The sequence below is a fragment of the Acinetobacter sp. ABJ_C1_1 genome (assembly GCF_044684115.1).
In the GTDB taxonomy this organism is placed as follows: Bacteria; Pseudomonadota; Gammaproteobacteria; order Pseudomonadales; family Moraxellaceae; genus Acinetobacter; species Acinetobacter nosocomialis_A.
The window spans coordinates 100538-112496 of the sequence record NZ_JBITPU010000004.1 but is presented as its reverse complement, the minus strand read 5'-3'; the positions used below and the strand labels follow the sequence as shown (position 1 = coordinate 112496).

At 38.5% G+C, this 11959-nt stretch carries 14 protein-coding genes and 1 tRNA gene; 6 read left to right on the top strand and 9 right to left on the bottom strand.

All coding sequences use genetic code 11. The features are described 5' to 3' along the window. The first annotated feature begins 3 nt into the window (after positions 1-3). Complete coding sequence (locus ACG59Z_RS07715; protein WP_400198752.1) at positions 4-429, top strand: GFA family protein; 426 nt, start codon at positions 4-6, stop codon at positions 427-429. A gap of 228 nt (positions 430-657) precedes the next feature. Here the strand turns inward: ACG59Z_RS07715 and ACG59Z_RS07710 are convergent, their stop codons facing one another. The 4 genes from ACG59Z_RS07710 to ACG59Z_RS07695 all read right to left on the bottom strand — a co-directional run bounded on the left by ACG59Z_RS07710 (position 658) and on the right by ACG59Z_RS07695 (position 3202). Next, positions 658-1041, bottom strand: a complete 384-nt coding sequence (locus tag ACG59Z_RS07710) for a hypothetical protein (RefSeq protein WP_039252305.1) — start codon at positions 1039-1041, stop codon at positions 658-660. Between the two features lie 379 nt (positions 1042-1420). Next, positions 1421-1496: transfer RNA gene (locus ACG59Z_RS07705), tRNA-Thr, on the bottom strand. A gap of 111 nt (positions 1497-1607) precedes the next feature. After that, positions 1608-1934: a gamma-glutamylcyclotransferase family protein gene (locus tag ACG59Z_RS07700; RefSeq protein ID WP_304403046.1), complete on the bottom strand. Its 327-nt coding sequence runs from the start codon at positions 1932-1934 to the stop codon at positions 1608-1610. Between the two features lie 23 nt (positions 1935-1957). Further along, positions 1958-3202: an MFS transporter gene (locus ACG59Z_RS07695; protein WP_400198748.1), complete on the bottom strand. Its 1245-nt coding sequence runs from the start codon at positions 3200-3202 to the stop codon at positions 1958-1960. 139 nt (positions 3203-3341) lie between these two features. Between ACG59Z_RS07695 and ACG59Z_RS07690 the strand changes: the two genes are divergently transcribed. Beyond that, positions 3342-4262, top strand: coding sequence for a LysR family transcriptional regulator (locus tag ACG59Z_RS07690; protein WP_400198746.1), 921 nt, complete (start codon positions 3342-3344; stop codon positions 4260-4262). 1 nt (position 4263) lies between these two features. Here ACG59Z_RS07690 and ACG59Z_RS07685 read toward each other — a convergent pair whose 3' ends face one another. Continuing rightward, positions 4264-5148: a DMT family transporter gene (locus tag ACG59Z_RS07685; protein WP_400198745.1), complete on the bottom strand. Its 885-nt coding sequence runs from the start codon at positions 5146-5148 to the stop codon at positions 4264-4266. Positions 5149-5376: 228 nt separating this feature from the next. On the opposite strand from ACG59Z_RS07685, the gene ACG59Z_RS07680 reads away from it, so the two are divergent. Both ACG59Z_RS07680 and ACG59Z_RS07675 read left to right on the top strand, forming a co-directional pair. Then, positions 5377-6120 (top strand): hypothetical protein, encoded by a 744-nt coding sequence (locus ACG59Z_RS07680; RefSeq protein ID WP_400198743.1) that lies wholly within the window; start codon positions 5377-5379, stop codon positions 6118-6120. Between the two features lie 24 nt (positions 6121-6144). Then, positions 6145-6540 (top strand): hypothetical protein, encoded by a 396-nt coding sequence (locus tag ACG59Z_RS07675; protein ID WP_400198741.1) that lies wholly within the window; start codon positions 6145-6147, stop codon positions 6538-6540. A 46-nt stretch (positions 6541-6586) separates the two neighbouring features. On the opposite strand, the gene ACG59Z_RS07670 is transcribed toward ACG59Z_RS07675, so the two are convergent. Then, positions 6587-7588 (bottom strand): aldo/keto reductase, encoded by a 1002-nt coding sequence (locus tag ACG59Z_RS07670; RefSeq protein ID WP_400198740.1) that lies wholly within the window; start codon positions 7586-7588, stop codon positions 6587-6589. Between the two features lie 110 nt (positions 7589-7698). Beyond that, positions 7699-8601 (bottom strand): helix-turn-helix transcriptional regulator, encoded by a 903-nt coding sequence (locus ACG59Z_RS07665; protein ID WP_342371094.1) that lies wholly within the window; start codon positions 8599-8601, stop codon positions 7699-7701. 1129 nt (positions 8602-9730) lie between these two features. On the opposite strand from ACG59Z_RS07665, the gene ACG59Z_RS07660 reads away from it, so the two are divergent. Next, on the top strand, positions 9731-10282 hold the full coding sequence (locus tag ACG59Z_RS07660) for a TetR/AcrR family transcriptional regulator (RefSeq protein ID WP_400198736.1): 552 nt from the start codon (positions 9731-9733) through the stop codon (positions 10280-10282). A 71-nt stretch (positions 10283-10353) separates the two neighbouring features. On the opposite strand, the gene ACG59Z_RS07655 is transcribed toward ACG59Z_RS07660, so the two are convergent. Then, positions 10354-10770, bottom strand: a complete 417-nt coding sequence (locus ACG59Z_RS07655; protein ID WP_400198735.1) for a carboxymuconolactone decarboxylase family protein — start codon at positions 10768-10770, stop codon at positions 10354-10356. Positions 10771-10881: 111 nt separating this feature from the next. On the opposite strand from ACG59Z_RS07655, the gene ACG59Z_RS07650 reads away from it, so the two are divergent. Then, positions 10882-11196, top strand: a complete 315-nt coding sequence (locus tag ACG59Z_RS07650; protein WP_000654309.1) for a helix-turn-helix domain-containing protein — start codon at positions 10882-10884, stop codon at positions 11194-11196. A gap of 74 nt (positions 11197-11270) precedes the next feature. Here the strand turns inward: ACG59Z_RS07650 and ACG59Z_RS07645 are convergent, their stop codons facing one another. After that, a complete protein-coding gene (locus tag ACG59Z_RS07645; RefSeq protein ID WP_400198733.1) occupies positions 11271-11933 on the bottom strand; it encodes a hypothetical protein in 663 nt (220 codons plus the stop codon). Positions 11934-11959: the final 26 nt, after the last annotated feature.

Below are 11959 nucleotides of genomic sequence, written 5' to 3'. Positions count from 1 at the left end.
GCCATGTCAGCCAAATATCAGGGATCGTGTTTATGTGGAGCGGTGAGCTACCAAAGCGAAGCAGAGCCACGTTATAGCTTTAATTGCCATTGTCGTGATTGCCAAAAGGCAACAGGTTCGGCCTATGCACCAATCGCTTTTTTTCACCAATCTGAATTAAAAATAACGGGCGAACTTAAATATTTTGAGACCCTAGGTTCTTCTGGCCGAGCGATTAAAAGAGCATTTTGTCCAACGTGTGGATCCCAGCTTTTTGGTTTACCTGAAATTGCCCCTGAAATGATTTCAATACGTGCAGGTACGCTGGATGACCCAAGTCTTTACCAACCTAAAGCGGAAGTCTTTGTAAGCCAAGCCTATGCTTGGGATATGCTAAACCCGAATCTTAAACACTTTGAAAAAATGATAGAGAAGAAAAAAGAAGGCTAGAGGTATTCTGACAAGCCCGTACGCTTTTTCGTACATACATTCGGGAAATTGGCGTCTTTTTATGACGCGATGAATTGCCTATGATGAACTCATCAGGAACAGGAAGTTTCGAAACGTAAAACAACAATAATAAGTTTAAGCATCAGGACGTGAGGTATTACAGGATGTATACCTAGTAACGAAATACGAAAAAAGCCCAACAGGAAGTTGGGCTTTTTTCATTTTTTATTAACGAATTTCTTTTCCGCCTAAGGCAGCACAATCAAATGGTGTATTCCATTTTACCGCAATACCTGTAAGTACTGGACGAACAATACGCCATGGCCAGAAACCAAATCTTTGTCTCTGCTCATAATCAATCACTACATCTGCACCATATTTACGTGCTGCGTTTGCTAATTTAGGTTTTATTTCTTCATAGCCGCCATATATTCCTTTTGCGACTTTAATGCGTTTAAGAGACTTATAGTGGTCAGCAGAAGGTAGAGTCTCAAGTACGCAGACTGGTGATTTTACAATGTTTTCTGCTTGAGCCGCAGAACTCGTGTTTTGAGCTTGTACTGTAAAAGGCAACATTATAAATAAAGTAGGCAAAACAAAACGTAGTTTCATCTTTTCCCCGTTGAATGTAGTAATGAATGAAGGTTTATAAAATAGGGCTTATTATCATGACCTTATTTGGGGGCGCATTATAATCGTATCTTGTTAATATTTCTTATTTTTAAATCTATTTTTTAAAAAAATTAAGAAAGTAAGATTTGTGTTTTGGAGGAAATAAATTCGTTTAAGAAAATCATTTTGAAGCTCAGGTTTATAATAATATTTTGGAAAAATATATACCTTCAAAATATGATGGACATACTAGGTTTGAAAATATAGCAGCGACAAAAGAAGTGGTTAGCGAATTGGGGAAAATAATTATAAATGACGTATTTTAAAATCTATAGACAACAAAAAACCCCATAAATCAAATATTCATGAGGTTTAATGATGGTGCCGGCACACGGATTCGAACTGTGGACCTACTGATTACAAGTCAGTTGCTCTACCAACTGAGCTATGCCGGCGATGTGGAGTGAATTTTACAGTTTCTTAAAAAAAATACAAGCCAAAAAATGAGCATTTAAATTTTTTCTCTCAAATTTTAAATATTCATTTGGTTAAGCTCTAGAAATAACTTAAGGTTTCAGCGTATAAATAAATGAATCAACACGTTCGCCACTATTTAGAGTGACTTGTACAGGTACTCTTTCGTACTCTTCACCTTCAAAGTCATCTAGTAATTTCCAGTTTGCATCTAAATGTTCTGAGCTAAAAACAAAGCCTTGCACTTGGTTAGCACTATCATCGAGTACAATTCCCGGATAGCCTAAATCCGCGCCCCAACCTTCATTACGTAAGCTTCCATTTACCCAACCTTCTGCCCACTGGCCGCCAATATTTTCAAGTATATGCGCATTAGGGCGACCAGGGCCTAAAGTGCCATAAACAAATAAACTCGACATGTAATTTTCCTTTCATGTATCAATTAATTCGCTTTCGCATGTGAGGTATAAACCACTAAAAATATTCCCAATAATGACAGTACAACGGTCAAGGCTACAATCGCACTCCAGCCGCCGTGTAACCAGAACCAACCACCTGCCGAACCGACAATACTTGATCCCATATAGTAAAACAGTAAATACAGCGAACTGGCATGAGCTTTAGCTTGTTTGCTTTCAGCGCCGACTGAACTACTTGTAAGTGAGTGAGTAATAAAGAACCCTGTGGTAATAAAGGCAATCCCAATAATAATGCCAAAAAGCGAGCTGAGTAGGGTCATGAGGCTACCCACAATCATGAGCGCAAAGCCACTCATCATCATGGTCTTTTTACCAAAGCGATCGGCTAAGCTACCTGCTAACGATGAAGACACCATCCCAAAGCTATATGACAAGAAAATAAGGCTAATTTGAGTCTGACTCAGTGAATAAGGCGCGCCGCTTAAACGGAAAGTCGCGTAATTAAACAGAGTCACAAAAACACTAGTGAGCAAGAAACCAATCGCAAACAGGCGTAATAATTTAGTATTGCTTAAATGAGCACGCCACATTTGTATGTGAAAGCCTAAATTCAGCCCTTTTTTCTGCACAAAATTACGCGAAGCAGGCAGTAAGTTTAAAAAGGCAATTGAGCAAATAAAACAGATTGCCCCAAGTAAGCCTAAAGCGGTGCGCCATGAAAAATATTCAACCAAAATACCCATACCGACACGGCCCATCATGCCACCAAAGGCCGTACCTGCAATATACAACCCCATAGTTTTACCTAAGTGTTCAGGTGCAATTTCTTCAGCAATCCAAGCCATCGTCACTGCGGGTACACCACCAAGCAATAAACCTTCTAATGCACGCGCCATCAGTAAACTGTGCCAGTTCGGTGTAAACATTGAGACAATATTAAGAATTGCTGCACACAGCATGGACGTAAAGATTACACCGCGACGGCCAATCGCTTGTGAAAAGGCACTCGATAGCACAATCGAAATGGCTAAAAAAGCAGTCGTTAATGACAGCGCCAAAGAGCTACTCGCAGGACTAATCTGGAAGCTTTGACTAAATGCAGGCAACAGCGGTTGTACACAATAAATTAGTGAGAAACTGGCAAAACCTACGAGGAACAAAGCGAAACCTGCATGTTTATAGGCTTTAGTTCCTTTGTGAATCCACTCGCGGGAAAGCACAGAAGTTGCTTCAGTGTTTAAAGTGCTGGGTGTAGATGAAGAGCTCATATCATGACCATGACAGAAAGAAAGAGCAGTGCTTTGGGGCATGCTGCATCGAGAAAATTCGATGAATTAAAATTAGCAATTTAGATGGTATTTTTCTAATATATTTAACAATAGGTCATGATATGTTTTATATATAACAATGGAACTCAGGCATATACGCTACTTTTTAACGGTAGCAGAAGAAAAAAATTTTACTAAAGCAGCGCATCGTTTAAATATGAGCCAGCCGCCTTTAAGCATGCAAATACGCGACTTAGAAGAAGAATTAGGTGCAGATTTATTTATTCGTTCACCACATGGAGTCGAGCTGACCGAAGCAGGGCTTGCCTTTTTAAATGCGATTCAGCCCGTACAGCAGCGTGTAGAAGATGCAGCAAACCTTGTTAAGCAAGTGGCAAATGGCGAAGTTGGTCAACTACGATTAGGTTTTACAGGCACTTCAATGCTGAACCCTCTCATTCCTAAATGCGTTCGCTATTTTCAGCAGCAATATCCTAAAGTGGATTTAAAGCTAGAAGAAGCTAATACCTTACTGCTCATTGACCTATTACTTGAAGACCGTTTAGATGTCGCGATTATTCGTTCGCCTCGCAACATTCCAGATAGCCTCATTCTTCAAGAATTATTGGCTGAGCCCCTCATTGCGGCTTTGCCTTCCAAGTCTTTGACTTTAGATGATTCAACACAAGAAATTGATCTAACCACACTGCGAGAGCTTGATTTTATTGTCTCGCCACCTTCAATTAGCGCAGGGCTTTTTGATGCGATTAAACAAGCCTGTCATGAGCGTGGTTTTGAACCTAAAATTGGACAAAACGCACCGCAAATTGTGTCAATTTTATCGTTGGTGTCTGCAAATTTAGGGGTATCTTTGGTGCCAGAGTCGACCAAACAATTGCAAATACAAGGTGTGGCTTATCGCTCTTTAAAAGCGCCTGTACCTACGGTGGGTTTAGGGCTTGCTTATAAAAAACATGCCCCTTCACAAATGGCGATTAACTTTGCCAGTGTGGTGCAAGTGGCTTGCCACCACGCAGACGAAATAAATGAAATTGGCTAAATTATGATTTAGGCGCTTTGTTCATTAAAAAGATGCCTGAAATAATGAAAATTGCGCCATATAGAAACGATAAAGTTGGCTGTTCATGAATAAAAACCCAAGCCATAAGCGCTGCAAAAATAGGTTCGGAAAGCTCGGTCACTTGTACCTTTGCGGCACTCATATAAGACAACGCTTTAGTGGTACAGAAAAAGCCAAGTATAGTCGGTAGAACAGCTAAACCAATCAAACCTAAAATGATGTCACTATTAAAAGTAATGCTATGCAAGTTGATTAAAAACGGAACCGCAAGATAAACACTACCAAATAGCAATAAATACTTGGTAAGAAACAGCCCACCGTTTAATTTGAACTTTTTAACTAAAACTGAAAATAGGCCATAACCCGTACCGGCAATAGAAGCATTGATCAGCATTAAAAGGCTATTTTCACCTTTCCATGAAATGATACTAATACCCGAAACTGCCAATAATGTTCCTACAAGAGAGTGAATATAGATGCTTTCTTTTAATATGAACCGACCAAAAAATAGGGCAGAAATAGCAGCCGAAGCCATAAGTACTACAACGACATTGGCAGCAGCACCGTGGTTGTAGGCAATGGTCTCGAAAAAGAATAAAGAGAAAATCCCTAAAAAAGCACAGATGGCAATTTGAGTAAAAACACTGAGCTTGCTTGGAGTGCTACTGATGTAGGCAATCTTTTGGCTCACAGGCACTTTAAATAAAAACACACTTAAAAAGAAAAAGGCGATAATGGTTTTTAAAAAGGCAATGTCTTGTGGGTTTAAACCACTGTGCATGAGTAATTTACTAATTACACCAATAGAGGCATTTAAAGCCGCTGCACAAAGTGCAAATAGGGTTCCAATAACTAGATTATTCACTCTTATAATTCTTCCTAAGTTTTACGCATGCAGTCTACATTATTTTTTGGATGAATATTCAACTAAAATAATCAGTTAACAAGCAATATTTATAAAGATTTATTTGGAATTTATTTAATAAACTTTATAAAAACTTAAATGCTTCTAATAGACTTTTGTTTCAAATAATTGTGATTTATAAAACTTACTCATATTATATAATTAGTTAATTATTAAAGAATTTTAAAAATGATTAAATCTATTATTTCAGGTTGTGCGGTTCTTACACTTTCGGCTCTGGCGGTGACCCATGCAGAATTTTCTTTTGAACAAGAACTACAGCAAGGCTGTAATAAGGTGAAGCAATACGCGAGTTTAGGTAAGAAAAACTACGACCAAAAACAATATAAAAAAGCGCTCGAAAACTTCCAAAGCCAAGCCTCTTGGACTGCTTTTTGTAAAGCCAATGAAGATGAAACCACAGTTAAATTTACCGACCGTGATATTGAAGTTGCCAACAATAATGTGGGCTTAGCCTATGCCAAATTGGGTCAGCCACTTTGGGCGAGAGCATGGTTTATGCTCGATGAAAAATCAAAATTGAGTCAGTTTAATCTTCAGCAGTTACCAGCCCCTAAAGCCTCAAATGATTTGTCAGGCGAATATGTGCGTTACTCGGGTTTTGGTGAGTGGGATCACATTACGGTAACTCGTAAGCAGAGCCAGTATGCGATTGGCTATTCGGGTGTTTATATGGGCTTACGAAGCTTAATTTATGGCCCAAACATGGGGCAGTTCGACACCAAAATGCCGACCAATGCCAAGCAAACCATTTATAAAGATGAAGATTGCCGTATTCAGCTCGATTTTAAAACCAATGCGAAATTAGGCAATTACATTCAAGTTAAACAAAACGAGGGCAACTCGGGCTGTGGCTTTGGACATAACGTTTATGCAGACGGCACTTATTTAAAAGTTGAGTCTGCAAAATAAGCTTAAAACTCTAGGAACTAAATAATGAAAAACATATTTGTACGTTTACTACTTCTTTTGACGGTTATTTTGTCTGCTCAGGTCTATGCGGATGTAGCAAATACAACATGTAAAGAAGTGAAATTCCAAAAAGCCGATGAGGCGTGGAGTGGGCACTATTATTTAAATGGCGTGATGGAAGTTGGTTCAGAGCTTTTACTTCAGCCAGATGGCAAGTTTAAATGGATGCTTGCTGTAGGTGCTTTAGACCAATATGCAGAAGGCACATGGTGGAAAAACGGTGACTGTATTGGTTTAAAACCAGAGGCTAAATTTAAAAAGGATTTAAGTATTTTTCCTGAAAGCCTAACGATTTCTGACAAGTCCTTAGACGCGATTTGGGACGGTGGCCGCCAGCAAGGCACTTATAGCAAAGACTAAATAAAAAAAGTCCGACACTGAGTCGGACTTTTTTATGGCTTATATTTTAATGGTTCACCGCAGCAAGTTGCTGAGCATTATAGCGCGCGCCCATATTTGGGTATCTCGCAATAATCGCTTCAATTTCTGCCAAATCTGCCGCTGTTAAATGAAGGTCAACAGCACCTGCATTTTCTACGAGACGCTCGATTTTACGCGTACCCGGAATTGGAATAATGTCGTCACCTTGCGCCAAAATCCAAGCCAAAGCCAGTTGAGCCGCTGTCGCGTTTTTGCTTTGAGCAAAGTCGCTAAATGCTTGCGCCAAGCTTTGGTTATTTTTCCAGTTATCACCTTGATAGCGTGGTAACTGACGACGGAAATCACTTTCGTCTAGGCTGCTCACATCAAGCGTATTGGTGATTAAACCACGTGACAGCGGTGAATATGGCACAAGGCTAATGCCTAACTCGCGAATCGTTTGCAAATGGGTTTGCTCAAACTCACGAGTAAGTAGCGAGTATTCATGTTGAACTGCTGCAATCGGATGAATCGCATGTGCCTTACGAATGGTTTCAGCCGACGCTTCACTAAGTCCTAGGTAACGAACTTTACCTTGTTTTACTAAGTCAGCCATTGCGCCAATCGTGTCTTCAACTGGAACATTCGGGTCAATGCGGTGCGCATAATACAAATCAATCACGTCTGTATTTAAGCGTCTTAAACTGTTTTCGACCGCAACTTTAATCCACTCAGGAGAACCGTCGATATAAGACTCTAAAGAGTTTTGTGGGTTAAGGTTGTCTTCTTTATAGCGAAAGCCAAATTTGGTCGCCAAGAACACTTTGTCGCGGTGTTTTTCTAAAACTTTTGAGAGCAAAACTTCGTTTGCACCGTTGCCGTACATGTCGGCAGTGTCCCAAAAGTTAATACCGAGGTCTAATGCCTTTTCTAGAGTGGCAATGCTTTGTGTGTCGTCTGAGGCACCATAGGCAAAGCTCATTCCCATGCAACCTAAACCAAGTGCTGATACTTTTTCGCCTGTTTGTCCTAAAGTTCTATATTTCATTTTTCACACTCTTTTGCAAAATCACTTGAGTAGAAAAACTATAAAATGCTTTGGCTCAAACTGACGTATAACATTCAAACCAATAATTATAAAATTCAAACAATCTGTTTTTAGGCCACACAATCTTCGCGGAATTTTTTAGGCGAAAAGCCCGTATTTTTCTTAAAGAAGTTGGTGAAATACGCTGAATATTCAAAGCCTAAGCTATAGGCAATTTCGGAAATATTCCAACTGGTGTGTTGTAATAGTGCTTTGGCTTCTTGCGTAATACGCGAGCTAATATGCTCAGAGGTAGTTTTTCCTGTGGCTTCTTTTACTGCTCGGTTTAAATGGTTCACATGTACCGACAGGCCATAGGCAAAGTCATTTGCAGTTTTGAGTTTAAGCTGAAAATGTGGCGAGTCGATGGGGAACTGGCGCTCTAATAACTCAAAGAATAAATGGCAAATCCGAACCGCAGCATTGCTATGTTTTTCAAACTGTTGGGTCGGTTGCATTTTCATGGCTTCGTGCACAAGTAGGTGCAAGTAGTTTCTTAAAACGTTGTATTTATGAATATAGTCTGAATTTATTTCAGTCATCATCTTTTTGAAAATAAATGAAATTTCTTCAACTTGTTGATCGTTTAAAAAATACAAAGGGTCGCCGTCGACCTTAAACAGTGGAGAGTCTTTTAAAAAGCTTTGTCGCGATTCTTGGTTTACAAACTCTTCGGTAAATAGACAAAACCAGCCTGCTTGTTCGGGCGAATTAATTTCCCATGCATAGGGCACCATCGGGTTTGAAAACAGTAAAGCAGGACGGTCGACTCGTATCCAGCGGTTGGCATAGTGAAGTTCGCCTGTGCCTAAAACCAGTGAAATTTTATAATAATCGCGGCGGCTATAAGGTGTGAGGAACGAGCAGGCATCACGTTGGAACACGTTAAAATGTCCAAATGAAGTTGATGGAACCGAGTAATCGCTATCTCTGGTTAAAGAAAAGCGGCGATAAAAATCATGTATGGTTTCCATGTCTTTGCCTGCGTGCGTTATCAATTTATTTAAAGTTATAAAATTCAAACTTTATTTACTGTAGCTTTTATTTATAGCGCGATCAATCTGTTCATTTAAACAGGTTTGAAAATGAACGGTAAATTAATAATGAAAGAATGAACCAGTAGAAATAAAAATATTTTATAAATTAATAATATATGAATATTGACACTTAAAAACTTGATAACTATTCTTTGTTTGCAAACGATTTTGCGGTAGAACGAAAAGGGGACACTTTCGAGTGTGCTGGTGCTGTGCCCAGTCTGCTAACCCCTTATCGTTTTGCCACCATTTTACGGTAGAACGGTAAGAGGATACCTTCGGGTGTGCTGGTTCTGTGTGTCCAGTCTGCTAACCTCTTATCGTTCTATCACCACTCTACGGTAGAGTGTTAAGGGAACACCTTCAGGTGTGCTGGTTTCTTTGTTTCCAGTCTGCTAATCCCTTTTCGCTCTGTCACCATTTTTATTATTATCATGACATCGTTAAATTTAAATTGAAGGTCTTTTTAGCTTAAATATCTAATTGAATAAACAACAATAATTATTTAACCAATTTCTATTCAACCTTACATTGACACTTAAAAACACGCGGATTATCCTTTGCCTGCTGGCCACATTGCCAGTCGGTTTTAGCAGGCCGTATTTACCCAAAGCACACGAAAAAGTCTCTCTTTTTTGTGGGCATCCCTACGTGTCCCTCTCTGCGGCGGAACGGGAGGGGGACATCTTCGGATGTGCTGATTTTTGGGTAAATCAGTCTGCTAACCCCTTTTCGTTTCGCCACCATAATCATTTAGCAGTGATGTGGCGAAGCTTCTTAATTACCCAAGGAGTTCGCTCATGCGTACTATTTCATCTCTCTCATTGGCAACCTTTGCCAAAATCTTTGATTCTATACCCAACTGGTCTTTAAAACGGTTTAACCGACTCTAGGTTTTAAGCCATAGGTCATTACGACTAAAAAATCATAGCAACAATAAAACCCGAGATAGGCGAGCACACCATTTTTGTGCTGCTTTTGCACGCCTGTATTTAGCGCTCAATTTAAGAGTGACGGCATTTCTATCTCGTTTATTTACAAAAAAAAATTATTTTAAGCGGTACACATGAAAAATTTAGACGCTTCACGTAGGGCATTACACGTGATTGATATAGCAACAGATTTATTTAAACAATATGGCTTTAATAAGGTCGGGGTAGACCAAATTATTGCCCAATCTCAAATAAATAAAGGCACCTTTTATAGCTACTTTCACTCCAAAGAAAGATTTATTGAAAGGTGCTTGGTCGCGCAAAAAGAGCAGTTACAAGAAAAAGTGAGTGTGGTGAGTGGGCTTTACCAAAATGCAGATTTGTCTGATCAACTCAGGCAAATTTACCTTTTACATGCTGACTTAAAAAGCGCGTATTACCTGTTGTTTAAGGCGATTTTTGAAATTAAAAAGCTTTATCCAAATGCGTATCAAACTGCACTCAGATATAGGCGGTGGCTTAAAAATGAAATTTTCTGCTTGCTCATGGAAACCAAAAAAACAGTTTCCTATTCAGAAGCGGAGATATTTGTATTTATGATGGATGGTGCAATTCTGGGCCTGTTAAGTTCAGATGAAGAAAGGGAAAGAGATGCTTTGCTTGAGTATTTTTTAAAGCGGGTTTGAGGGGGAAGGCCTAGCTTTAGGCCTTTTTTAAACTTAAAAATTTGAGTGCTCAAGCATATATTTCATGGGGCTTAATCGCCTAAAGTAATTCGAAGTCTGTTTAATGCTCCCATTAAAGAAATACTCGCCGTTAAATCTACAATCTCTTTTTCACTAAAATGCTGAGCCAAACTTTCTCTGGTCGCTTCAATTTGTTTCGGGTCATTTAAATAGGTAATTGCGGACGCAAACTCTAAAACGACTTTTTGTTTTTCAGAGAAAGCTTTTGAATGTTTATACCCCGGTATTTGGTCGATAACTTCTTGAGCTATACCAAAATCTCTTAACTCCTTGGAATGAAAAGCACAGCAATACGCGCAGCCATTGATTTGAGATACATGCAACTCGGCTAAAGCAATTAGTTTTGGGTCTAAATCTGAAGATCTAATAGATGAATGAGCTGAATATAAATGCCCGATGGTTTTCTTTGAAATTTCTTTATATTCCACAGTAAATATCCGTGATTGGTTAGATAGAAGCATTATTTATAATTAGGTATAGGTTGTAAATTAGGCATTTTTTTGTTATGTAGGTATATTTATTATACTTAGTAATCATCTATGAAAGATAACATTTCAGGCTGTACAGTCGAAGAAGCCATGACGGTGTTAGGCGGCCGTTGGCGCATGCTCATTATTTCTTTTTTATTAGAAAGAACCATGCGTTTTAATGAGTTACGCAGAGCTATCCCTAATATCTCTCAGAGAATGCTGACTTTAGAGCTACGTTTTTTAGAAGAAGAAGGTTTTATTTTAAGAGAAGTCTATGCACAAGTTCCTGTTAAGGTTGAATATTCTTTAACTGAGGAAGGCCGAAAATTAGAAAAGCTAGTTGATGTATTAAAAGAAATAGGCGGATGGCTTAAGTCGAGATAGTTTTGTTTGGTGTAAGAGGAGTTGTTTGATTATTTTAAGGTGGGGAGGTCTGATAGCGGCGCTACCTTTAAAGATTATTTCTTATTTAGTGTACTAGAGTCATTATTTAAAAATTCTCCAAAAAAATATTCATCTTTGGCTTGAAAAAAGAAGTTAAATTCTTTACTCATCATAGAATCATGTTGTGCTTGTTTATGAAAGATAGGAGATATTTGGCCTAAATAGTAGTAGATACAGTCAGTGATATTATTAAATACATTCAATGGTTTTAGGCTGGAATATAGTTCTGTTAATGCATTAATGATAGGGTGAATATTAGGATTAAATGTCCATAGTAAAATTTCATTTTTCTCGCATCTAATCACTTCATATTCTTCTAGTTTATTAGGTTGAATCGAGTAAAGTTGTGCCCCATTTTTACTATAAGTTGAATATAGTAATTTTGTGATTTCTAACTGTGAGTGTGTGATTTCTTGTTCACGTTTTAGTTTGGATGCTTTCAATAAGTTTGGCAGTTCATCAATACTATGTTTATTAACTTTATTGAAAGAATATATGACATTTTGGATAAGGTTTAATTCACCAGTTCCTGTAATAATACCGTTTTCCCATGTGAAAAGCTTTTGAATACCATCTTGATATAAATATGAGCTATTATTCTGCTGCGGTATAGTACTGCGAGTATCTGCTGCAATCACAATACTATCCTCAAGTTGAATAGCAAGAATAAAGGTCATAATATTAAGCGTTTTAAGTTAATCTT

What these genes read in the sequence shown, in the direction of transcription:
- ACG59Z_RS07715 (WP_400198752.1), top strand. Translation starts at nt 4, where the DNA reads ATGTCAGCCAAATATCAGGGATCGTGTTTATGTGGAGCGGTGAGCTAC.
- ACG59Z_RS07710 (WP_039252305.1), bottom strand. Translation starts at nt 1,041, where the DNA reads ATGAAACTACGTTTTGTTTTGCCTACTTTATTTATAATGTTGCCTTTT.
- ACG59Z_RS07700 (WP_304403046.1), bottom strand. Translation starts at nt 1,934, where the DNA reads ATGTCGAGTTTATTTGTTTATGGCACTTTAGGCCCTGGTCGCCCTAAT.
- ACG59Z_RS07695 (WP_400198748.1), bottom strand. Translation starts at nt 3,202, where the DNA reads ATGAGCTCTTCATCTACACCCAGCACTTTAAACACTGAAGCAACTTCT.
- ACG59Z_RS07690 (WP_400198746.1), top strand. Translation starts at nt 3,342, where the DNA reads ATGGAACTCAGGCATATACGCTACTTTTTAACGGTAGCAGAAGAAAAA.
- ACG59Z_RS07680 (WP_400198743.1), top strand. Translation starts at nt 5,377, where the DNA reads ATGATTAAATCTATTATTTCAGGTTGTGCGGTTCTTACACTTTCGGCT.
- ACG59Z_RS07675 (WP_400198741.1), top strand. Translation starts at nt 6,145, where the DNA reads ATGAAAAACATATTTGTACGTTTACTACTTCTTTTGACGGTTATTTTG.
- ACG59Z_RS07670 (WP_400198740.1), bottom strand. Translation starts at nt 7,588, where the DNA reads ATGAAATATAGAACTTTAGGACAAACAGGCGAAAAAGTATCAGCACTT.
- ACG59Z_RS07665 (WP_342371094.1), bottom strand. Translation starts at nt 8,601, where the DNA reads ATGGAAACCATACATGATTTTTATCGCCGCTTTTCTTTAACCAGAGAT.
- ACG59Z_RS07660 (WP_400198736.1), top strand. Translation starts at nt 9,731, where the DNA reads ATGAAAAATTTAGACGCTTCACGTAGGGCATTACACGTGATTGATATA.
- ACG59Z_RS07650 (WP_000654309.1), top strand. Translation starts at nt 10,882, where the DNA reads ATGAAAGATAACATTTCAGGCTGTACAGTCGAAGAAGCCATGACGGTG.
- ACG59Z_RS07645 (WP_400198733.1), bottom strand. Translation starts at nt 11,933, where the DNA reads ATGACCTTTATTCTTGCTATTCAACTTGAGGATAGTATTGTGATTGCA.